The organism is Terrimonas ginsenosidimutans (assembly GCF_022012415.1).
Taxonomy (GTDB): Bacteria; Bacteroidota; Bacteroidia; order Chitinophagales; family Chitinophagaceae; genus Terrimonas_A; species Terrimonas_A ginsenosidimutans.
In genome coordinates this window covers 1-22,364 of sequence record NZ_JAKLTR010000015.1, presented here as the reverse complement: position 1 = coordinate 22,364, position 22,364 = coordinate 1, and the positions used below count along the sequence as shown (strand labels likewise).

The window sequence follows — 22,364 nt, the reverse complement described above, 5'->3', positions numbered from 1 at the left end:
GGATTGAATAAACAGAATGGCAAAAGCACAACGAGGCTTTCGCTTAACCCAATAGTTTATACAATTGCAGGCGGACCGCGAAGTGAATAATAAGTAAGATCGGAATGATAAAGCTGAGATGCGGAAACGAGATGATGTTGCTCATGAACCAGGAAAGGGATCTCCAGGAATGTTTCGATCGTTTCTGTAAAAGGCGATGTAGCAACCAGTGTATTGCAATCGCAATTAAACCCGGCCTGGTTGATCTGGAGCTCATCGCTTTGATTTACCGAAGCGAGGACGTCTGAGTGATCCGCCAGCAGGTCATGCCAGTACCTTTTTGGCGTGATGCCCGTGAGGAAGATCAGCAGCAGGAAACTGCCCAGAATTGCCCGTATGGTCTGATTTTTACGCAAGATCTAATTGCAACAATGTCGCAAATTTAGGGGATTCGGTGTTACAGGCAAGTTTTATTTGGAGGTCTCACCGGTTTTTAATGCAATGTTGTTTAGGTAAGAAGTCTTCGTGTAGTAGCTCGATGAACGTTGTCCGTTGTCCGTTGACCGTTGTCCGTTGACCGATGGCCGATGACCGATGGCTGAAATACATAGGCTCTCCGTCGCAATACCCTATACTTTATCAGCAAAGCTTTCATCCAAATGCGGCCATCGGTCAACGGCCAACGGACAACGGTGAACTGCTCTCACCTGGTCTCCCTTATTTCCCGGCAAGCCGGATCATGTTGATCAGTAATTGCTGTCCAACCACATTTGCCTTATTCGTTTGTGCATTGTTGAACGTGCTCATCGATGCGTTTTCTCCATCACCCTCCGGCAGGCGGTTTACTTTCACGTCTTTCAGGCAGGAAAAAATATCCAGTGTAGAAATAATGATCTTACCTCTCCCGTGTGGGATAATGGACAAAGCGGAATATACTTCCGGCTTATGATCAGAAACCGCTGCCACTACAGGATCTCCATTTAAGATCCGTAAACCGACACGGCTTTTATTATACGTGGCGAAGCACTGATATTCCCAGTTAAACACCTGTGCCTGCGGCAATCCTTCGAATAATTCATGCTGTTTTGAAAAGAAATTGCCGCCATACCAGGTGGTGCCCATTGTCTGGCTTCCCCTGTAATCGATCACTTCTTTTTTTGCGAGATGTGCTGCCCATGCTTCAGTGTTGCTCACAACGATCAATGTGTTGCCCTCGTTAACCCACTCCAGGATATCTGTTACCAGCGGATTTCCTGTTTGCTGTGGCTGAAAGGCGCCGATGATCAGATATTTTCCTTCCGGCCTGCCTGTTTTATATTCCGCGGTTTGAAGATTGATGGAACGGAAATAGTTAGCGAGAATACCACTTGTGTCAGCGATCATTCCTTTTCCAGGCAGGTCTTTCATATTGAAGGCGACTGCGTAAAGTTTATCAGCGCCTGAGGCTAGCAATTGATCATTTTTATATAGCGCTGCACTCACCGTTGTGTATCCTTCGCTGGTGGCCGGAATGGCGATGCTTTTCAGTAAAAGTTCACCGTACGTGGTTCCTCCGGTCACAGAGACGATCTCAGTTTTGCTGATCAAGGTATTCCCGTTTTGATCAACGGCCTTTATTTTCAGCAGGAATTTTCCTTTCAGTTCTTTCCTGTTTACAATAAAGAAATCCGCAGTGGAGGTATCGCCTGTTGCCATAACTTTCCTGTTGAGCTTAACAGAAACATACAACGGCTGGTTATACCGGGCGATCAGGTCAGGGTCTCCTTTAAGGTTTCGATAATTGTCAACGATGCCGGAATGGTTTTCCAGTTTCATACTTTCCCATCCGTTGATCGCGTAGCCGTCAATAAGATTGCTGATATGTACGTTCTCGATCACTCTTCCCTGGTAATAGTAAGCAACATTGCCCATGGCCTTCGTCAGGCTGTCGACATTTGGGAATGCTTTGGTAAAACCTTTTGTATGGATGAAATCATTGTAAGCATCATACCATTTCAGATAAGCATCCGTTTCCCATCCGATGTTTTTTCCTCTTTTCAAAATGTCTTCCCGGATCAGTTGGAGCCGGGGAGGAGTTCCGATCGCACCTTCTTCTCCATAATAGATGATCTCGTCTTTGTGATCAAAATATTTAGCGTATTCGGTGGGCTTTTTGTAAAGGTTATCATGGTATGTACCTGGTCCGCCTGCATGATGCTGATCGAACCATCCGTAATCCCTGAAAGTATGGTCATAGGGGAGGAGGTGTAGTTTGAAACGTGTATCCGGGCCCTGCCTGATATCGCCATTGGACGAGTTATAGGTGATGATCCGCGTTTCATCCAATTGATGAGCTGCCAGCATTTGCGCACTGTCCTGTTGCTGCGGTTGAGCGCCACGTTCATTATGCATGTTGTAGATGACAAGTGAAGGATGGCTCCTGTCACGCCGGATCATCCTGAACAGTTTTTCATTTCTTGCCGCAAAATAAAAATCGGCTTGTAGCTTTCCCTTCTCATCTGCCGGGTTGAACTGGTTTGCCGGAAACTGGTTGCCACCGGGCTCTTCGTAATACAACAATCCGAATTCGTCTGCATAATCAAGTACGTTTTCGTTGCCGATGGTGCGATGGAAGTTCAGCATGTTCATCCCTAAACGCTTTGCGTCTTCAACTTGTTTTCTCGCCAGTTCATCGGAAGGTGCAATTCCATTTACCGGCCAGAATCCCCATGAGATTGAGGTGATGGCGACAATTCTTTTATTGTTCAGGTAAAACTGTTTATCTCCCCTAATGTCTTTTATTTCAAACCAGCGAAAGCCAAAGCGTCTGCTGGCAAGATCTGTTGCGCTGTCAGACTGCCAGCGCGCTTCGATCGTATAAAGGTTGGGGTTATCAGTGTCCCAAAGCAATGCGTTGTTGATCTTGATAGTGTGCGTTCGTGTTTGTTCGCCTGGTTTGAGGGAAATATTGGGGAAGGTTTTCTGATAAACCTGCTTTCCTCCGGACTTTATTTCCTTCACAACAAGCGAAAGCGATCCCTTAGCGTTGGCTGTTGTTGTGTTATTGAGAGTTATGACTGCGTCAACTTCATTGACAACCGGCTTGTTTTTTATATAGATATCGGATGTATAAACCTGATCAGTGCTTACAAGTTTTACTTTCCCAGTGATGCCGCCAAAACCATGTGTAGGATTGGTCCGGTATTTCCCCCACATAAATGTTTGCGAATCCCGCCAGTCGAAATTCCCATTCGGATCTGTGATGCGGATCGCGATCTCGTTGCTGCTGCCGTAGTTTACATATCTGGAAATATCTGTTTCAAATGGAGTGCTGTTGACAAGATCATATCCTGCCAGTTTCCTGTTTACGTAGATCTCTGCACGAAATCTTACGGCCTGAAATTGCAATGTCACACGTTTACCCTGCATAGAAGCAGGAATATCCAGGTCTGTATAGAACCAGGAGACGCCAACGTAATTCCCCGACACACCAAAGCTATTGCCGTTGGTTCCCCAGAAGTATTGTTCTACGGTGGCCGGTAGTGTAACGGATATTGCTTTCTGTTTCTTTAGCTCATCCCAGCCACCAGTCGGATAATTGGTGCTTAATTTTTCAAGATTGACCGGTGGCGTATACAGGGTGTCGTCTAACCATTTAGCTTCCGTATCGGGCAGGAGTTTCCAGTTGAGCTGGGAGATATCAGTCTCTGTTCTTCCATTCTGGCCGAAGGTGTGAAATGGTAATAGAAACACGAGGATGCCTATGGTGAAAAGGATTTTTTTCATGCAGGATGTATCGATAAACAAATGCGGTGTAGCGTATTCGGGTATAGAGTTTTGGGTGGTGTGCAGATTCGCACATGAATGAAGTGTTGTAGGTTTCATACGTCAACAGGCTGCGATCGTTAATTGCCGGAAGCATAAGTACATCAAAAAAACTGGCGATGAAAATGATTTTGCGCAATCGATCCCGGCTGCGTGATCCGTTGGTGTTTCAATGGCCGGGAACGATTGCATGATTTTTTTTAGCCTTCTGGTCTTTGTTGCTTTTACGGAGTATCCGGTACGTTAAATTTGGGTATGAAATTTATAACGATCGTTTGCCTGTTGCTCGCGGGCATGACCACGTCCTTCAGATCCGGTGATTCTACTGTTGCGTATGATTTTGTTGTTGCTGCTGATGGAAGTGGAGACTTCACCTCAGTCCAGGCTGCTATTAATGCGGTCCCCAACTTCAGAAAAGTACCTACCACCATCCTGATAAAAAAAGGAACCTATAAAGAGAAGATCGTTCTCCCTGAAAGCAAGCAGAATATCCGGTTTGAAGGGGAATCGAGTGAAGGTGTATTTATTACAAATGATGATTACGCCAGCAAAAAGAACCGGTTTGGAGAAGAGATGGGAACTTCAGGCTCTTCGGGATTCTATATTTATGGCATCAACATTTCGTTCAGAGATATCACTTTCCAGAATACCTCCGGTCCGGTCGGCCAGGCAGTGGCGGTATTTGTGGCAGGCGACAAGGTTCAGTTTCACCATTGCCGTTTCCTTGGATTCCAGGATACATTATACACTTATGGAAAAGAAAGCCGGCAGTACTACAATCATTGTTATATAGAAGGAACGGTCGATTTTATATTCGGTTCCTCGACTGCCTTGTTTGACAGTTGTGTCTTGTTTGGAAAGAATTCCGGTTACTTCACCGCTGCTTCCACGCCGGAGAGCCGCAAACATGGATATGTATTCCGTCATTGCGAATTGACCGGAAGTGGCGCGGCTGGTTCATTTTTGCTGGGTCGTCCATGGCGTCCATATGCGAAGACGGTATTCATCGATTGTAAGATCGGTAAGATCGTAGAAGGGAAAGGGTGGAATAATTGGGGTAACATTGCAAATGAGAAAACAACTTTCTACGCAGAGGCGGGCAATACCGGTGAAGGAAGCGCAACCGGCAGGCGTGTTCCCTGGGCGAAGCAATTATCCGATTCTGTAAAAGCGCAGTACACGCTTGCGAATATCCTGGGTGATTGGGATCCGTTCCAATCATTTCCTTCGGCGAAATAAGACGGTTCAGAAAACTTAATATGTCTATGTTACGAACAGATCTGTTCTGGCTTGACCTTTGTGCTTCAGGAACACGTTCAATTAATTTTAACCGCTGAACCGAATCTTTTATGCAGACAAAAGTCAACTCCATTCGTCCTTTTGTAGGGGCGAAAGATTTTGCTACCAGCCGCAGTTTCTATCGCGATCTTGGGCTTACAGAAGTTGTCATCGATCCCCATCTCTCTTATTTCAGTTCGCAGGGTTTCGGCTTTTATCTTCAGAATGCATATGTAAAGGATTGGGTAGATAATACCATGCTTTTTTGGGAAGTGGAAGATGTCGATAAGCAGTGGAACGAACTGGTTGCGCTCGATCTTCCTTCAAAATATGAAAATGTTCGTCTGCTGCCGGTGCGCGAAGATTCCTGGGGACGGGAATGTTTCCTGCATGATCCGTCTGGTATTTTGTGGCATTTTGGAGAGTTCAAAAAATGATCTTGTTGTGCATGATGCACTCTAATATGGATTATCGCCCTTCTGTAACTTTCAGGTCCATCGCCAGTGAGCGGCATTTTCCCTGATAAAGTTTTGCATTCTCGACCTGAGCCCGCAAATTTGCGGTGGGGTAGAAACAACGACTGTTTTTGCGGTAGAACACCGAATAAAATTTCTTTAATGAAGGAAGGGCAATTTGTAACGGGCGTAGACATCGGAGGCTCGCATATCACTGCAGCTTTAATTGATATTTCTGAAAGAAAGATCGTATCATCCACACTTGCGCGCTTGTCGATCAATGCCGGGGGCGGGGTAGCAGAGATCATGGATACCTGGAGTAAATGCATCCGGCAGTCGGAGCACGATGTCAACATAGAGCAGGTCTGCCTGGCAATGCCCGGTCCATTTGATTATGTCAAAGGTATTTCCGGGATACAGGGGCAGGCTAAATACGAGAAGTTATTTGGTTTGAACGTGAAGGAGCTGCTGGGTGAAGCATTGCAATTGCCTCCTTCATCGATCTATATGGATAATGATGCAGCGTGTTTTTTGCATGGTGAAGTATTTGCGGGTAATGCAAGAAGCTATCATGATGAAAAGGTGATCGGTATTACGCTGGGCACAGGACTTGGCTCTGCTGTTTACAATAAGGGACGTGCTTTTAGTGCAGATCTGTGGGATCTGCCGTTCAAGGATAGAATAGCGGAAGATTTTTTATCGACCCGTTGGTTCCTGAAACGTTTTGAGGAGCTGACGGGTCAACGCGTAAATGGAGTGAAGGATATAGCGATCCAGGCTGGACAGCAGGAAAACGCTCAGGCCGTATTCAATGAATTCGGAAAGAATCTTTCGGAATTCCTGCTGGAGTTCATTCGCCGCGAATCACCTTCAGCTATTGTGATCGGAGGAAATATCTCCAAAGCCTATGACCTTTTCAAAGGAGTACTGGAGCCTGCAATAGATGGTCATGACCGATCAGTAAAGATCCATCTTTCATCACTTGGCGAAGAAGCTTCCCTGCTTGGTGCTGTAGGCAGCTGGCATGCGTATACAAAAGCGGGCGACCTTGCCAACTGGTAGGAGGGACGCCTGATCCGCGACCTTCGCATGAAAGCAAACAGGAACAGGTCATGGGAGACCGGGCTGATCTTCTTTCCGGATACTGAGGCCGGGTTTCATTTCTTATATATATAATTAAACCAATAGCATGTCTTACTGTAACGCGATCATCGGGATGACAGACGAGAAGAAAGCGATCCATAAACCTTATCATGATGAACATTACGGGTTCCCCATCCATGATGATAATGAACTTTTTGGCCGGCTGATCATGGAGATCAACCAGGCGGGGCTGAGCTGGGAGACGATCCTGAAAAAGGAGGCGGGCTTCCGGAAAGCATATCACAACTTCAATATAAAGAAGGTGGCGGGGTACACGGAAAAAGACCGGGAGCGGCTGATGGCTGATGCAGGGATTATCCGGAACCGGTTAAAGATCAACGCGGCAATAGAGAACGCGAAAACGATCCTTGGAATCCAGAAAGAATTTGGATCTTTTGAAAAATGGATAGAGCACCATCATCCGAAAACAAAGGATGAGTGGGTTAAACTGTTCAAAAAAACCTTCCGGTTCACCGGAGGCGAGATCGTGAATGAATTCCTGATGAGCGCGGGCTACCTGAAAGGAGCGCATTCAGAAGACTGCCCTGTGCACAAGAAAGTACTAAAGGCAAAACCGCTTTGGAATGCGAAACAAAGAGCCGGACGTTCGGCTTAACACAGTCTTAAAATCAATTAGGGTAGACGTATCGAAGCGGGCGGTAAGATCCCTTAGCGCCCGCTGCATTTTATTCGCCGTGCTTTGCAGCACTTCTGCGCCGGTAAAAGAAAACGTTTTCGTAAATCCCTGCTTCCCGTCCTGGTTTAGAATTTTCCCTCTACTTTATCCATCTTATCAACTTCCTTTTTTATGTATGGTACCGATTGGTTCCGGAAACGTTCCCGAAGTAATCGGTTTAAATCATGCAGTAGTGGCAAAAAGCCGCAAAACCTGCCTTTTTTTGATTACTTAAAAACATGCCGTTAAGTCATTGATAAATATTGTATTATCCATGCACTTTTTTAGGCTTATACACTTTTTTTCAAATGCAGTAGTGATGCAGTAGGGGCTTTTTTGAAAAAAGTGCGGGGTGAACCTAGATTCACTTCTGTCAACTGCCTACTTCCCTATTAACCCAAAACGATTAAAACTGCTTGTCATGAAGAAAATTCTTCAGCATCGACTTTTCGCGATGCTACTACTTCAACTCATCTATCTCGGGGTTGCGGCCCAGAGCCGGTCGGTCTCCGGAACAATCACGTCAGTTACTGGTCAGGCGCTGGAGGGCGCGACTGTTTCTGTAAAGGGGACATCCGATGCAACCACCACGGATGCTTCGGGTAACTTCCGTTTGACTGTTCCATCGACCGCTAAAAAACTCGTTATATCTTATATTGGTTATTCCACACAGGAGCTGGATATCCCTTCATCCGGGATTGTCAGCGTAAAGCTGGACAATACGGCTGCCGCCTCACTGGACGAGGTGGTAGTGGTCGGGTATGGTACCCAAAAGAAAAGTGTGGTAACGGGCGCCATTTCCAGTGTAAAAGCGTCTGACCTTGAGAATCAGCCGATCACCCGGGTGGAGCAAGCCCTGCAGGGCCGCACTTCAGGACTTACCATTTCTTCCAATTCAGGTCAGCCAGGTGCGGCATCTACCGTACGTATGCGCGGTTTCACCTCTTTTGGTAATGGAAAAAATGAGCCGCTCTGGGTCATCGATGGTGTGGTAATAGATAATGGCGGGATCGGCTATCTCAACCAGGATGATATTGAGTCTATCGAAGTGCTCAAAGACGGAGCTTCCGCGGCAATCTATGGTACACGCGCGGCTGCCGGCGTTATCCTGATCACTACTAAAAAAGGAAAAGCCGGTGCTCCCAAGATCAACTACTCCGGTTTTTATGGTATACAAAGACCCAGCAAAAGAATCGACCTGCTGAACGGCACGCAGTATGCAACCCTGCGTAACCAGGCATTGGTAGCAGCTGGTCAGGCTCCTGCTTTTGCCAATCCTGATGCGTTTGGTAAAGGAACGGACTGGCAGGATGAGATCTTTAATACCAGTGCATCCAAATATAACCAGGAGTTCAGCGTAAGTGGTGGTTCAGAAAAAATGAGCTACTTCACTTCATTCGGATACAATTCCATCCAGGGTGTGGTAGCAACGCCGATCTCAAAATGGCGCAGGACAAATATCCGGATCAATACCGTTTTCAAACCGGCTAAATGGATCAGCTTTGGTGAGAATATTGGTTATAGTAATGCACGTAATAGCGGGATCGGTGAAGTTAACCGCGAGTTTGGCGGTATTATCAGCTCAGCGATCAACCTTGATCCGACCACACCGACCATCATCACAGACCCGGTTGCCCAGGCACCTTATGTTCCAGCCAGTGCGACCAACCTCGCCGCTGCTACAAGAAACCCTGCCGGACAACTTTATGGCATCTCTCCTTATGTACTACAGGAAATGAAAAACCCGCTTGCTGTAATTCAGAACAGGCTGGGGAACTATGGATGGGACCACAACTTCGTTGGTAATGCATTCCTTGAACTCACTCCTGTAAAAGGCCTTATGATCCGCTCTACCGTTGGTAGCAAGCTGGCCTTCTATGGCAGTGAGAACTTTACGCCGGTAGCTTTCTATAACACGGCCACCGCTATCAACCAGTCAAGCCTTAACCGCAGCACAACTTATGTTGTGAACTGGAATATTGAGAACACGGTGTCTTATAACCGTGTATTCAACAAGCACAATGTTACGTTGCTAGCAGGCTGGGGAGAGTACAAGGATGGAAATGCCCGCGGTGCAACCGTTGTTTATCAGAACATACCTGCCCGGACATTTGATGAAGCATCTTTCCGTTTTAATGCACTTCCTGCAAACAGACAGACCAGCAGCGGTTCAGACGGAACTGACCACCGGATCAATTCGCTTTTCACCAGGCTGCAATATAACTATGACGATAAGTATCTGTTGACGGCCCTGATGCGTCGTGACGGCTCATCCCGCTTCGGTTCAAATAACAAATTCGGATATTTCCCATCTGTATCAGTGGGCTGGGTTCCGACAATGGAATCATGGTTCCCTAAAAGCAATGTACTTACCAGCCTGAAGATCCGCGGTAGCTATGGTGTTACCGGTAATGATGGCGGTATTGCGGACTTCGCATTCGTACCATTGATCGTTGCCGGCGGTCAGCGTAACTATACCTTCGGAACAACCGATGTGGTGAATATTGGTTACAGCCCGGGTGCGCCTGCAAACCCTGATCTTAAATGGGAAGAAACCAGTCAGCTGGACATCGGTTTTGATGCGATCTTCTTCAATAACCTCAGCCTGACTGTTGACGTATACAAAAAGAAAACAACGGGTATTCTTCAAAACCCTTCCATTCCTGGTTATGTTGGTTATGGAAGCTTCGCCCAGAATAATAATGATGTGGAGAACAAAGGTCTTGAGATCGAACTCGGTTACCGCAAGCGCATCGGCGATTTTAATTTCAGTGTGAATGGAAACGTTTCCTTCTATCAGAATAAAGTAACGAAACTGTTGCCTGGTCAAACTTTCATCGAAGACAACAGTGCGACCTTCCAGACAATGGGTAACCTGACACGTACTGCCTTGAATACACCGTATCAGCGGTTCTTCGGTTACCAGATCCTGGGCATTTTCCAGTCACAGGCGGAAGTAGATGCGCATCTTGGTGCTGATAAGACCACCAAACTTCAGCCAAATGCAAAACCAGGTGACCTGAAATTTGCGAACCGTACCGATGACAACGTGATCAACGGAGACGACCGTATGTACCTGGGAAATCCTAACCCGACCGTGAGCTATGGTCTGACCATTAATCTTGGCTATAAGAATTTTGACTTCAGCGTATTTGGCAGTGGCTCTGGCGGGAACCAGGTCTTCCAGGGTTTGAGAAGACTTGATATCGCAGCAGCAAACTATCAGACAAAATATCTTGACGCATGGACTGCCACCAATACCGGTGCAAGCCTACCGCGTATTGTAAATGGAGATCCGAATGGTAACTATTCAAGGCTGACCAATCTCTACCTGGAAAATGGAACGTTTTTCAAAGTGCGCACCTTGCAGATTGGTTACAATCTTCCGAAAAGTGTGATCGGACGTATCGGCATGAGCCGCCTGCGTGTATACCTGATGGCAGAGAACCTGTTCACCTTCACAGGTTACTCCGGTTTCGATCCTGAGATCGGTGTGAGCCCGGACTCCGGCGGTGGTGCACAGTTTGGTATTGATCGTGGTTCATACGTTCAGCCCAAGTCAATCATTTTCGGATTAAACCTTGGATTCTAATCAACCTAAAAATTCAATCATGAAACATAAATTCTTATATACCGCCCTGCTTGCTTTCAGTATTCCTTTACTGAATGGTTGCAAGAAGGAGCTTGATGTAAACCCGCAGGAGCGTGTTCCATTCGATAGTTATTATAAAACAGAAGCAGATGCTTTTGCTGCCCTTGTTTCGGTGTATGACCGGTTCGGATTTCAGGCCGGCGGATTGTATGATAAGATCGCGATCATGGATGTGGCTGGTGATGATCAGCTTGCCGGTGGTGGTGGTCCGACAGATATCAACGATCTGCAGGTGATGTCTACGTATACACACAATGCCAACGTTGGCCCGCAGGGGTATATCTGGAATCGGAGTTATTCAGGGATCTATCGCGCAAACGTGTTATTATCTGTTATTGGGAATATACAAATGGATGCGGCAAAGAAGGCAAGGTTTATTGCAGAAACAAAAACCATGCGGGCTGCATTTTATTTTGACCTTGTAACATTTTTTAAGAACGTTCCGCTCATTGAAGGCATCGTGGAAGTAAAGGATATGTTCAATATTGAACAAACGACGCCGGATAAGATCTATACCTACGTTGAGAAAGATTTGAATGAAGCGATCCCGGACCTGCCTAACACTGTTCCGATCGCAACAGAAGGAGGCCGCCTGACGAAAGGTGCCGCACAGGCTTTGCTGGGTAAAGTATTGCTTTATCAGGAGAAATGGCAGCCGGCAGCAGATCAGTTTGCTACGGTAAACGGAACTGATCCCGGAGTAGCGGCATCTGTATATGGCTATAAGCTGTTGCCCAATTTTGCTGATTTATGGAAAACCAACAATAAGTTCAATTCAGAGTCCATCATTGAGTTTGCGCACAGTGCCCTGTCGAACGGGGGATGGGGTGATGCTGGCGCAAGCGAAGGAAATCTTCTTTGCATTATCACAGGTCCAAGGGGATATTCTTCACTCAAACCTACTGCTCCTGATTACTTTTCGGGTTATAGCTTCCTCGTGTTCACCCGGGCATTTTTCAATATCATCAGAAATGATCCAAGAAGAAATGCTACCGCAATGGATATGGACAGCCTCAAAGCGGCGGGGGAAGCCAATTACACGGCGGGTTATAACAACACAGGAGTATTCCTTAACAAGTATATCGCGCGGGTAGCCAACCGTGCGCCTACCACTCCCGAATTGAATTTCGGGCAGAATGTGTATGAAATGCGTCTGGCGGATGCCTTTATGTTAGAAGCTGAAGCGCTGATGCGTGCCGGAGCTTCTGTTGCACCTGGCAGCAGGGCATACAAGCTGTTCAATGCTGTCCGTGCCCGCGTTGGTCTGCCTGAGGTAGCGCTTACGCAGGACAATCTCGAACTCGAACGCCGTCTTGAACTTGCCGGTGAAGGCCAGCGTTGGCTGGATCTCCGCCGCTGGGGTAAAGCCGCTACTGTGCTGGCTTCTAAAGGATTCGTTGCAGGCCGTCATGAACTTTTCCCTATTCCTCAAAATGAACTGAATAACACGAAGCTCAAACAAAACCCAGGTTGGTAATTTTTTCCCTGGAATGATTGCAAGACAATCTATCTGTAAGCAGTTATAGCAATCGTTAAAATCAAGTTGCCGCGTTTCTACGCGGCAGCTTTTGTTTTTTTATCTTCATGCCCTGATCGACACCTGATTCCCCTGAAATGTTCCGGAATGAATTCCATTCCGTATCTTTTTATATTATTATTTGTATTGCCATATACAAAGAAGCTGAATGAGGCGACTATTTTTTTTGAACGATATGTTTTATGAGAGAATGAAACAGCGGCTGCTTTCCAAAGCAATCCTCCTGCTGCTGTTATTGAACATTGCTGTGTGTGCATCTTCACAGAATACAGTACTTGTACCCGAGATCATCAATTTTACCAAGAATACTTATGACGCAGGCACGCAGAACCGTGTGATGGCGCAGGGCAGCAATGGCCTGATGTATTTTGCCAATAACGATGGACTCCTCGTTTATGATGGTACTTACTGGAAATTGTATTCATTGCCTAACCGTAGTATGGTCCGCGCTGTATTGGTTGATGGTGATAGAATATATGTGGGTGGTCAGCAGGAGATCGGCTATTTCTATTTCGATGGGAAAGGCTCTATGGCTTACCGTTCCTTGAAAGGCCTGATACCTCCCGGTGAGGATGATTTTACAGATGTATGGCACGTGGTGAAATATGAGAATGATATTTTCTTCCGGTCCAGCAAACGCATCTTCCGCTATACAAACAACAAGATCTTTGCATTTAAAAGCATTGACTGGCGTTTTTTGGGAACAAGCCGTGGCGTATTACTTGCCCAGCAATATGAAAATGGCCTGATGATGTTTGCCGGCGGACAATGGCGGCCATATAAAACCGATTATGATTTCTCGAGAAATAAAATGATCATCAGATCTGTATCTGATTATGGTTCAGATAAGACAATGGTAGCAACAGTACGTACAGGGATCTACCTGATGGATGCAAACAGCTTTTCGAAATTTGACCATCCTTCTGTTACAAAAATGTCCAGCGATCTGATCCATACTTCCGCAGCGATCGATACAGGAAGAACGATCATCGGAACAAAGCTTGGAGGGTACTACATCATCGATAGCAAGGGAAACATTCTCCAGCAGATCACCAAGAAAGAGGGCCTTCAAACCAATACGATCAATAACGCATTTGTAGACCGTGAACAGAATATATGGCTTGGGCTGGAGAACGGGATCGACCTGATCATCAATAACAGCGCCATCAATCATCTGAATCCCAATTACGAAAATAAAAGCCCTGGTTACAGCGCCATGGTTTTTGACGGACGTCTGTTTGTAGGAACAAATGTCGGGTTATACAGCATGCCGCTTTCTCCGGCTGCTGGCAGTGGGATGATGAAGGGCGACTTTTCCCTTGTCAGGAATAGCAACGGCATCGTGTGGGGACTTTCTGTTGTGAATGGTCAGCTGTTAATGGGTAAAAATGACGGATGTTTTCGGGTGATCAATAATGAATGTATTCCGATCGATACCACCACCGGCTTCTGGTCTTTTCACCCGGTAGGAGAGAAGCAGCCCAGCCCAAGAATGATCGGCAGTACCTATAGCGGGATCAATTTGTATGATTACTCAAATGGGAGATTTTCCAGTACATTCAAACAGACTTTGTTTGAATCGGCTAAATACACTGTAACGATCGGTGATGAAATATGGGTCGTGCATCCTTATCTGGGATTGTATAAGATCAATCTCACCGACACCGGAGGCATCACGAATACGCCGTATAAGGATGTCGATCATATTTTATCGGACGGACATAATCATTTATTCAAAGTCCGAAATAAGATGACGCTTCTTACGAGAAAGGGGGTGTATGAATATGATATCAGGACTAAAAAGTTTTCGGTCTCGTCTTTCTTTAACCAGTTCTTCCCATCAGCATATGTCTCCTATCTGCGCGAGGATGCGAGTGGTAATATCTGGTTTATCCAGGATAAAAGGCCTGGTGTGATCGATATGTCGCAGCCTGCTAAACCCACTATAGTATATTTCCCGGAATTGAATAATCACGTACTGGGAAATGATGAAGAGTTTATTTATCCGATCAATAAGAACAATATTCTTGTTTCAGGTTATATCGGGCTTTATCATATCGACTATGAACGTTACACCAATTCCCATAAACAACTGCGTGTATTATTGAGGGGAGTGACTTCTTCCTTCCAGAAGGACAGCGTTTTGTTTGGTGGATATCAGATGGATTGCGATACGCAGAATACAGCCCAGGCGTACACACTTGCGCGGGAGTTGAGTTATAAGTGGAACTCTGTACACTTTGATTTTTCTGCCCCTTTCTATGGTGGAACTGTTGAGTATAGTTATCGTCTTGCTGGTTATGAAGAGGAGTTTTCGCCCTGGTCCAGGAAAACGGAACGGTCGTACACCAATCTGCCTCCGGGTGACTATGTGTTTGAGGTGAAGGCGAAAAGCAGCTGGGTTCCTGAGTCAGCAATGAACAGGTTCAGTTTTACAGTATCACCACCGTGGTACAGAACGGTGTTGGCTTATCTTCTATATGCGTTACTGATCATTGCGGCGATATACTGGTTCTACAAGCGACAGCAGCGGAAGTATATTGCGCAGGCAGCCGCCAGGCAAAAAGCACAACAGCAGGAATTCAAAGAATCCCAACAGCGTTTGAAGGATAAGCATCAGCATGAGTTGGACATGAATGAGAAAGAGATCATCCGGTTGAAGAATATTAAGCTCGAAGCGGAGATCGAACATAATCATGCTGAGCTTGCTTCGAATACAATGAGCCTTTTGCAGAAGAAAGAATTGCTGAACAGGATCAAAGATGAGATCATCAAAGTGCAATCGGAGGCGGATCACGATAAGAAAGAAAAGAATGTCCGGCGGATCATAAAAGTCATCAATGATCAGCTGGAAATGGATGACGATTGGGAAAGATTTACGGTGTATTTCGATCGGGTGAACAATGATTTTCTTAAGATACTTAAAGAAAAGTTCCCCTCCCTGACCCCGGCAGACCTGAAGCTGTGTGCATACCTTAGATTGAGTTTGTCCACTAAGGAAATTGCAGACCTGCTCAACCTGTCAGTCAGAGGAGTGGAAAGCAGCCGGTACCGGTTGAGAAAGAAGCTGGAGCTTCCGAATGAGGTAAGCTTGCTGGAATACCTTGAGAAAGTTGGTGGAAATAGTTCCGGGGGCGATCCGGCGTAGAAATATCGCAGGGATGTGATGGGTGCGAAGATCTCCGTGCGTCGCTGCGTTTACCTGGCAATACCACTTTGCATGGTACATTATTTCTTCAAGTCTCTATAGGAGATCAGTTCGATCTTCCTGCTTTTGATCAGGGTCATAATTGAGGGATCTGTCCATAAGTCTGTAACGCCCTGTCGGTCCGCTGCCACATCCTCATATCCGATATGATAGATCGCCTGCAACTCTGCATCATTTAAGCCGGGATGTTCAAGAAACAGGTATGTTTTTCCCGCTTCCAGTTTATTCAGCATACTGATAAAACTCTTCTTCTTTTCAACAAGTGTTTTATGCGGTCCGTCAAAGCCAACATAAGTTACACCGAGTTCCCTGAGATCAATGTCGATGTTATACTCTTCAGCCAGTCTCTTTGCCAGCGCACTCACTTCCGGTGTAATGCCGGCGCAATTCATGTGAGTGGAAATATGACTGATCCGTGGGATCTTCCGGATCGCCAGTTCTATCTGTGCACGGAATTCTTTTTCGATATCTGTGATCGTCCACTTGTTTTCAGAAAGCGATCTTCCGGGATAGTTTTTATTTGGCCAGATCATTGGTTGGAAATATCCGTCTGAATCAGTCAGGCTTGGGCAAATGGATACTGGTCTCCATTTTATGTTTTCCCATTCACTGCTTAGTGTAAGATGTATACCCACGTCAATACCGGGATTTGCTTCAAGCATTTTCACGGCTTCCGGGAACCACGGAGACGGGACTATCACTTCCACTGAACGTTCGATACCTTGTTTAAATGCTTTGATCAGCGCAAGGTTACCGCTGTGCGAAAATCCCATGTCATCGCCGCGGATGATCAGGCGGGCAGGCTGCTGGGCGAACAACGCAAGGCTGAGGAAAGTGGTGGCTGCAAGCAGCATGCTTTTTTTTGAAGACATTGTATCTGATCTTTTAAGTTTGTCGGTCCGTTATCAGTGTGATCAAGTGATACCCTTACCGGAGGAAAACGGTATTGTTGTTATCCAGGGCATCGGTCAGCCAGTTTTTATTGATAAGTGCCATTTCTCCGGGGATCTCGTCTGGTTTAAAGAAACGAAGTTCATGTGTTTCATTGTTTGAAAAACCTGTTGCGATACATCCGTTTAAATGAGCTTCGAAATAGGTGGTGATATACTGGACCGTTCTCCCTGTATAATGATAGGTTTGTGATTCAGGCGATGAGTAAACACCAATGAACCTCGTGATCTGAGCATCGGTGTCGGTCTCTTCTTTGATCTCTCTGAGTATCGCCTGTTCGACGGTTTCCCCGAATTCAACATGACCGCTGATAACACACCATTGGTCAACATCTTTTCTTCTTTGCAAAAGAACTTCTCCTTTATTATTAAAGATAGCAGCGGCAACGGCGGGTAATATTTGTTGTGACATATCCAGGAAAAATGATGAGAAGTAAAGTTAATGAAATGTTCAGACTGGCCGATCCCCCGGGTTTGTGCGGATTTGACTAAAATGAGTATCTTTCCTTTCTTGTATTGGCGGATCAGATAAGTGCTTACAACCGACCTATTCTAAAATCTTGACGATGAAAAAAATTACATGCTTGTCACTTTCAGTATTGATCACAGTGATCTCCCAGGCGACTGTGACACTTCCAAAGCTATTTACAGATGGAATGGTTCTGCAAAGAGATAAAACAATTACTGTTTGGGGTTGGGCTGATCCCAAAGAAAAGGTTTCAGTAATCCTGAATAAACAATCAAAAGCAGCGGTAACCGATAAAGCGGGAAAATGGACTGTTACACTTGCGGCCGAGTCTGCTGGCGGGCCTTTCACGCTTACCGTCAAAGGGAAAAATACCATCACAGTAAATGATGTGCTGATAGGGGAAGTATGGATCTGCTCCGGTCAGTCTAATATGGAAATGCCAATCGGCGGCTGGGGCCTTATCAATAACTATCAGCAGGAAATTGCAAATGCAAATTATCCTCAGATCAGGCAGTTTGCCGTTCCGAAAAAAGTATCTCTCGAGCCACAAGCTGATGTGGAAGGTGATGGATGGAAAGTGTGTAATTCTGCTAACGCTCCTGCTTTTTCTGCTGTCGCTTACTTCTTCGCCCGCGATTTGTACAATGAATTGAAAGTGCCTGTAGGGCTTATCAATACGACCTGGGGTGGAACAATGGTGGAGACATGGACGAGTCGTGAAGCCTATGAAAACAGCCCTGAATTCAAAGAAATGATCAACCGTATGCCAAAGGTCGATCTGACAGAACTTCAACGCGCAAGAGCAACACAGGCAACGGCTAAGCTGAATAAGTTGCAGGGAGGGCCGGCGAATCCCGGGGAGATCAAAACCTGGAATCAACCTTCTTTCAACGACAATAACTGGGGCACGTTAAATGCACCCGGTGTCTGGGAAGAACAGGAGCCCGGTGAACTCGATGGAATCGTTTGGTTGAGAAAGACGATCGAGATCAGTGCCGAAGACGCCGGGAAAAAAGCAGTGATCGAACTCGCAATGATCGATGATAAAGATGAAACATATCTGAATGGAAAACTGATCGGCTCCACTGCTTTATACAATGCAAAGCGTGTTTACGAAATTCCAGCGGGGATCTTAACAGCCGGAAAGAACGTGATCGCCGTACGTGTAACAGATGGCGGCGGCGGTGGTGGCATTTATGGAGATGCCGCAGATCTGAAACTGACGATCGGCAGCAATGTTATTCCGCTGAAGGGTAAATGGACTTATCGCATTGAAAAGATCAGCCAGGAGCAGGCTGGTGTTACGCCTAATAGTTATCCAACACTTTTGTTTAACGGAATGATCAATCCGCTTATTCCGTACACGGTCCGGGGTGCGATCTGGTACCAGGGCGAGACAAATGCGGGACGTTCTTATGAGTACCGGAAGTCATTCCCCCTCATGATCACGGATTGGAGACAAAGATGGAAACTTGGGGATTTCCCTTTTTATTTCGTTCAACTGGCCAGCTTCCGCGCGAACAATGGAGATAGCGAAAAAGGAAGTGGCTGGGCCGAACTTCGCGAAGCGCAATTGCAGACATTGTCGCTTCCCAATACAGGTATGGCTGTAACTACAGACATAGGAGATACAAAAGATATTCATCCGAAGAACAAACAGGATGTAGGAAAACGTCTTGCTGCTATCGCATTGAATCAGACCTACAACAAAGGAAACGCATTCAGCGGACCCGTATACCAGTCATTCAAAACAGAAGGCGATCGGGTAGTGCTTACTTTTTCTCATGCAGACAATGGGCTGATGGCAAAAGATAAGTATGGCTATGTAAAAGGTTTTGAGATCGCCGGTGCCGACCAGAAGTTCTATTTTGCCACGGCAACGATCGAAGGCAATAAAGTTATCGTTAAAAGCCCGAACGTAAGACAACCTGTGGCCGTTAGGTTTGGCTGGGCTGATGACGCGGTCGATGATAATCTATATAATAAAGAAGGATTTCCCGCCGGTCCGTTCAGAACCGATAACTGGAAAGGGATCACAGAGGCTGTTAAATATACTATACAGTAACAGGAAAACGTAGCAGCAGATTTTGTTACAGATCCTGCCTGCTCGTAGTGATTGGGGCCGACATTTTTTGAATGGACATTGATGCTGGCAAATTGATTATTAGACCTGGCTGATCGGGTAAATTGTTTTTGTGTCTGTTCGGATCCGCCAACCGCCAGCAACTATTAATAAAGTTTTCAAAGAAACAGGGAATAAAAAAAACGGGAGCATTCGCTCCCGTTTCTGCTATCAAAAAAAATAGCATCAATACTTTGCCGGCTGTCCTTTTTCAGGAGTTGCTTCTGCTATGAACTTTCTCAGATTTTCGTTTGACGAAGCCAGGTCTACTTTTCTCAAATACATCATGTGACCGCTCTCGTAGCCTTCCCATTTCATCCGGGAATTCAAACGGCCACTGGGGTCAAGCTGCCACATATTATACTTTGCATTGAAGTAGTCACAAGCGCCATCATAGTATCCTGATTGAACCAGTAAATGCAGGTAAGGGTTCGACGCCATTGCCTGCCGCAGGTTTTCGCCCGTACGATCTCCGTTATTATTCCATGGACGGACCGGGCCGAACATGTAATACTTCAGATCCGTTTTATACTTCAGTTCATCCCGAAGATAGATATTGATCGCAGGAGTGAATGCCTGTAGCCAGGATGTCAGTTCTGCATTGTAATCAGGACCCGTTCCCCCGTTTTGTTTATCAATACCTTTATATCTTGAATCAAGACGGCCAACCGTATAGCCCTGATCACGTAAGAGGTCTTTCCAGAACAGGTTGGTCGAAACATCCAGGTTGTTTTCATTCACCGTTTGCTCTTTCAAACCGCTGTAGCGCGCAATTTTCTGAGCAATGGTTTTGCGTTGTGCTTCTGTAAGTGAGCCGCCTTTTGACAGGGCAGGCAGCAGCTCATTGATCGTGAAATCTTCCACTTCAGGAAGGACTGCGGTGAGTTTTTTTTGTTGCAGGTCTGCCGGTAGTTTTTTGTGATACCAGGCTGTTGCCGCGAAATAAGGAAGCTTTAGTGCTGCATCAACGGGACCACTGCGGTCGATGCCGAGTTCTGTCGGCGATACGAGTATTACCCCATTGAAATACATCCAGTGTGCACTCTGTAATTCAAGAGCGAGACCTGATACACGCGTCGTGCCATAACTCTCACCGATCAAAAATTTGGGAGATGCCCAACGGCCTTTGCGGGTTACAAACGTATTGATCCATTCGGCCAGGTATCGGATATCTTCATTCACTCCAAAAAAGCGTGAAGTCGGAATATCTTTACTTGCCGGCCGGGAGTACCCTGTATTCACCGGATCTACATAAACGATGTCTGCAACATCGAGGATAGAATGCGGGTTATCTTTCAAACCATAGGGCATTACAGGATATCCTTCGTCATCGATGTTCAGTAAGCGTGGCCCTGTATACCCGATCTGCATCCATACGGAGGCAGTACCCGGACCACCATTGAATGAGATCACCAATGGGCGGCTTGCCCTGTTGCTGACATCATCACGCTCAAAATAGGTATAGAATACACCTGCTGCCGGACGGCCTTCTTCGTCCCACACGGGCATCGATCCTGCCTGTGCAGTATAAGGAATACGCTGTCCTTTGATCGTTACCTCGTGCTTGGTCGTAATCGCTGAATCAAGTAAAAGCTTCCGGCTTGGCGAAACGGGCAGATCATTTTTTACAGGTGCATCACCTGCACCACCTCCTCCTCTCGGAGCCTGCGCAATTGCGCCGGCCACTGTGAGAGTGGAAAGAGAAAGGGAAAGAAGAATTTGTCTCATAATTGTTAGTTGTAACTGGAGCGACAAGATAGGAAATTTTTGGGATGGACCGGGGAAGATGGATAGCAGATGATCATGAGAAATAAGTTATCATGGTCAAAAGAACGAATGGCTGTTTTATCTAGTATTGCCTTAGGGTTCATAACAACTGATCTGCTGTCCGTTCCTTGCGGTCCGTCGTCCTTTCCTCCGTACCTTTATCAAAACACAAACATGCAATACAGAACATTTGGCAGAACCGGGTGGAAGGTAAGTGAAGTGGGTTATGGTATGTGGGGAATGGCCGGATGGACCGGCTCGGAAGAAAAGCAAGTGAATGCCGCACTGGATCGCGCTATTGAACTTGGCTGTAATTTCTTTGATACAGCCTGGGCTTATGGTGACGGATTAAGCGAAGAAATACTGAATAAAACCCTTCTCCGGCATCCTGAAAAAAAACTGTACGTTGCAACAAAGATCCCTCCGAAGAACCGTAAGTGGCCCTCTCAGAGAAGTTTTTTACTGAAAGATGTTTTCCCCGCTGATTATATTATTGAATACACGGAAAAAAGTCTTAGAAATCTGGGCGTTGAGGCCATCGACCTTCAGCAATTCCATGTTTGGGAAGATAGCTGGGCTGATCAGGATGAATGGAAAGAAGCTATCACGAAACTTACCAGCCAGGGAAAAGTGCAGGCATGGGGATTGAGTGTAAATCGCTGGGAGCCGGATAACTGTCTCGAGACGATCCGCACCGGTTTGATCGACGGGATCCAGGTGATCTATAATATTTTCGACCAGGCCCCCGAAGACAATCTCTTACCGCTCTGCCGCGAGAACAATATCGGAGTGATCGCACGTGTTCCGTTTGATGAAGGAACATTGACCGGCACATTCACCAGGCAAACCACATTTCCCTCTGACGACTGGAGGTCGACTTACTTTGTGCCCGAAAATCTTTACCAGAGTGTTGATCATGCCGATGCTTTGAGACCGGTCATTCCGCAGGGAATGACGATGCCTGAAATGGCATTGCGTTTTATATTGAGCAATCCTGATATAGCCACCACCATTCCCGGCATGCGAAGCATCAAAAATGTAGAACCCAACATGGCCGCCAGTGATGGAAAGGGGTTGAACTCTTCTTTGCTGCAGGAGTTGAAGGCACATCGTTGGGACAGAACACCGACGGAATGGTCTCAATAACAACAGAACGCTTGCCGGCAAGGCATACATCGGACACTTTAGCTTACGGATAGACATTCCGTCGCGGTTTGGTTTTAGCCGCCAGAATCGTAAATGGGTCAATCAGCACAGCTCCAGGAAAGTTGAGTATATTAAAGTCAATGTCGTTTAGTTAGTAGCCCCGAAGGAAGGCGGCGGG

14 protein-coding genes are annotated in these 22,364 nt (G+C 46.2%); 9 read left to right on the top strand and 5 right to left on the bottom strand.

What is annotated here, in order from left to right; genetic code table 11:
- Positions 1-56: 56 nt before the first annotated feature.
- Entirely contained in the window at positions 57-395 is a 339-nt protein-coding gene (locus LZZ85_RS20615; RefSeq protein ID WP_237875251.1) for a hypothetical protein, read from the bottom strand.
- 301 nt (positions 396-696) lie between these two features.
- Positions 697-3,744, bottom strand: coding sequence for a glycoside hydrolase family 2 protein (locus tag LZZ85_RS20610; protein WP_237875250.1), 3,048 nt, complete (start codon positions 3,742-3,744; stop codon positions 697-699).
- Between the two features lie 294 nt (positions 3,745-4,038).
- Between LZZ85_RS20610 and LZZ85_RS20605 the strand changes: the two genes are divergently transcribed.
- From LZZ85_RS20605 to LZZ85_RS20575, 7 genes are all read left to right on the top strand, one after another.
- A complete protein-coding gene (locus LZZ85_RS20605) occupies positions 4,039-5,022 on the top strand; it encodes a pectinesterase family protein (RefSeq protein WP_237875249.1) in 984 nt (327 codons plus the stop codon).
- Positions 5,023-5,132: 110 nt separating this feature from the next.
- Positions 5,133-5,498, top strand: a complete 366-nt coding sequence (locus LZZ85_RS20600; RefSeq protein ID WP_237875248.1) for a VOC family protein — start codon at positions 5,133-5,135, stop codon at positions 5,496-5,498.
- A 180-nt stretch (positions 5,499-5,678) separates the two neighbouring features.
- Positions 5,679-6,578: an ROK family protein gene (locus LZZ85_RS20595; protein ID WP_237875247.1), complete on the top strand. Its 900-nt coding sequence runs from the start codon at positions 5,679-5,681 to the stop codon at positions 6,576-6,578.
- A 127-nt stretch (positions 6,579-6,705) separates the two neighbouring features.
- On the top strand, positions 6,706-7,275 hold the full coding sequence (locus LZZ85_RS20590) for a DNA-3-methyladenine glycosylase I (RefSeq protein WP_237875246.1): 570 nt from the start codon (positions 6,706-6,708) through the stop codon (positions 7,273-7,275).
- Between the two features lie 481 nt (positions 7,276-7,756).
- Positions 7,757-10,927, top strand: a complete 3,171-nt coding sequence (locus LZZ85_RS20585; RefSeq protein WP_237875245.1) for a SusC/RagA family TonB-linked outer membrane protein — start codon at positions 7,757-7,759, stop codon at positions 10,925-10,927.
- A 19-nt stretch (positions 10,928-10,946) separates the two neighbouring features.
- A complete protein-coding gene (locus LZZ85_RS20580; RefSeq protein ID WP_237875244.1) occupies positions 10,947-12,464 on the top strand; it encodes a RagB/SusD family nutrient uptake outer membrane protein in 1,518 nt (505 codons plus the stop codon).
- 208 nt (positions 12,465-12,672) lie between these two features.
- Positions 12,673-15,672, top strand: coding sequence for a triple tyrosine motif-containing protein (locus tag LZZ85_RS20575; RefSeq protein ID WP_237875243.1), 3,000 nt, complete (start codon positions 12,673-12,675; stop codon positions 15,670-15,672).
- 80 nt (positions 15,673-15,752) lie between these two features.
- Here the strand turns inward: LZZ85_RS20575 and LZZ85_RS20570 are convergent, their stop codons facing one another.
- Positions 15,753-16,604, bottom strand: coding sequence for a polysaccharide deacetylase family protein (locus LZZ85_RS20570; protein WP_237875242.1), 852 nt, complete (start codon positions 16,602-16,604; stop codon positions 15,753-15,755).
- Between the two features lie 55 nt (positions 16,605-16,659).
- A complete protein-coding gene (locus LZZ85_RS20565) occupies positions 16,660-17,094 on the bottom strand; it encodes an NUDIX domain-containing protein (RefSeq protein ID WP_237875241.1) in 435 nt (144 codons plus the stop codon).
- A gap of 154 nt (positions 17,095-17,248) precedes the next feature.
- Between LZZ85_RS20565 and LZZ85_RS20560 the strand changes: the two genes are divergently transcribed.
- Positions 17,249-19,216: a sialate O-acetylesterase gene (locus LZZ85_RS20560; RefSeq protein ID WP_237875240.1), complete on the top strand. Its 1,968-nt coding sequence runs from the start codon at positions 17,249-17,251 to the stop codon at positions 19,214-19,216.
- A 243-nt stretch (positions 19,217-19,459) separates the two neighbouring features.
- Here LZZ85_RS20560 and LZZ85_RS20555 read toward each other — a convergent pair whose 3' ends face one another.
- Positions 19,460-21,001 (bottom strand): S10 family peptidase, encoded by a 1,542-nt coding sequence (locus tag LZZ85_RS20555; protein WP_237875239.1) that lies wholly within the window; start codon positions 20,999-21,001, stop codon positions 19,460-19,462.
- 213 nt (positions 21,002-21,214) lie between these two features.
- Between LZZ85_RS20555 and LZZ85_RS20550 the strand changes: the two genes are divergently transcribed.
- Positions 21,215-22,186, top strand: a complete 972-nt coding sequence (locus LZZ85_RS20550; RefSeq protein WP_237875238.1) for an aldo/keto reductase — start codon at positions 21,215-21,217, stop codon at positions 22,184-22,186.
- The last annotated feature ends 178 nt before the right edge of the window (positions 22,187-22,364 follow it).

What these genes read in the sequence shown, in the direction of transcription:
- LZZ85_RS20610 (WP_237875250.1), bottom strand. Translation starts at nt 3,744, where the DNA reads ATGAAAAAAATCCTTTTCACCATAGGCATCCTCGTGTTTCTATTACCA.
- LZZ85_RS20605 (WP_237875249.1), top strand. Translation starts at nt 4,039, where the DNA reads ATGAAATTTATAACGATCGTTTGCCTGTTGCTCGCGGGCATGACCACG.
- LZZ85_RS20600 (WP_237875248.1), top strand. Translation starts at nt 5,133, where the DNA reads ATGCAGACAAAAGTCAACTCCATTCGTCCTTTTGTAGGGGCGAAAGAT.
- LZZ85_RS20595 (WP_237875247.1), top strand. Translation starts at nt 5,679, where the DNA reads ATGAAGGAAGGGCAATTTGTAACGGGCGTAGACATCGGAGGCTCGCAT.
- LZZ85_RS20590 (WP_237875246.1), top strand. Translation starts at nt 6,706, where the DNA reads ATGTCTTACTGTAACGCGATCATCGGGATGACAGACGAGAAGAAAGCG.
- LZZ85_RS20585 (WP_237875245.1), top strand. Translation starts at nt 7,757, where the DNA reads ATGAAGAAAATTCTTCAGCATCGACTTTTCGCGATGCTACTACTTCAA.
- LZZ85_RS20580 (WP_237875244.1), top strand. Translation starts at nt 10,947, where the DNA reads ATGAAACATAAATTCTTATATACCGCCCTGCTTGCTTTCAGTATTCCT.
- LZZ85_RS20575 (WP_237875243.1), top strand. Translation starts at nt 12,673, where the DNA reads ATGAGGCGACTATTTTTTTTGAACGATATGTTTTATGAGAGAATGAAA.
- LZZ85_RS20570 (WP_237875242.1), bottom strand. Translation starts at nt 16,604, where the DNA reads ATGTCTTCAAAAAAAAGCATGCTGCTTGCAGCCACCACTTTCCTCAGC.
- LZZ85_RS20565 (WP_237875241.1), bottom strand. Translation starts at nt 17,094, where the DNA reads ATGTCACAACAAATATTACCCGCCGTTGCCGCTGCTATCTTTAATAAT.
- LZZ85_RS20560 (WP_237875240.1), top strand. Translation starts at nt 17,249, where the DNA reads ATGAAAAAAATTACATGCTTGTCACTTTCAGTATTGATCACAGTGATC.
- LZZ85_RS20555 (WP_237875239.1), bottom strand. Translation starts at nt 21,001, where the DNA reads ATGAGACAAATTCTTCTTTCCCTTTCTCTTTCCACTCTCACAGTGGCC.
- LZZ85_RS20550 (WP_237875238.1), top strand. Translation starts at nt 21,215, where the DNA reads ATGCAATACAGAACATTTGGCAGAACCGGGTGGAAGGTAAGTGAAGTG.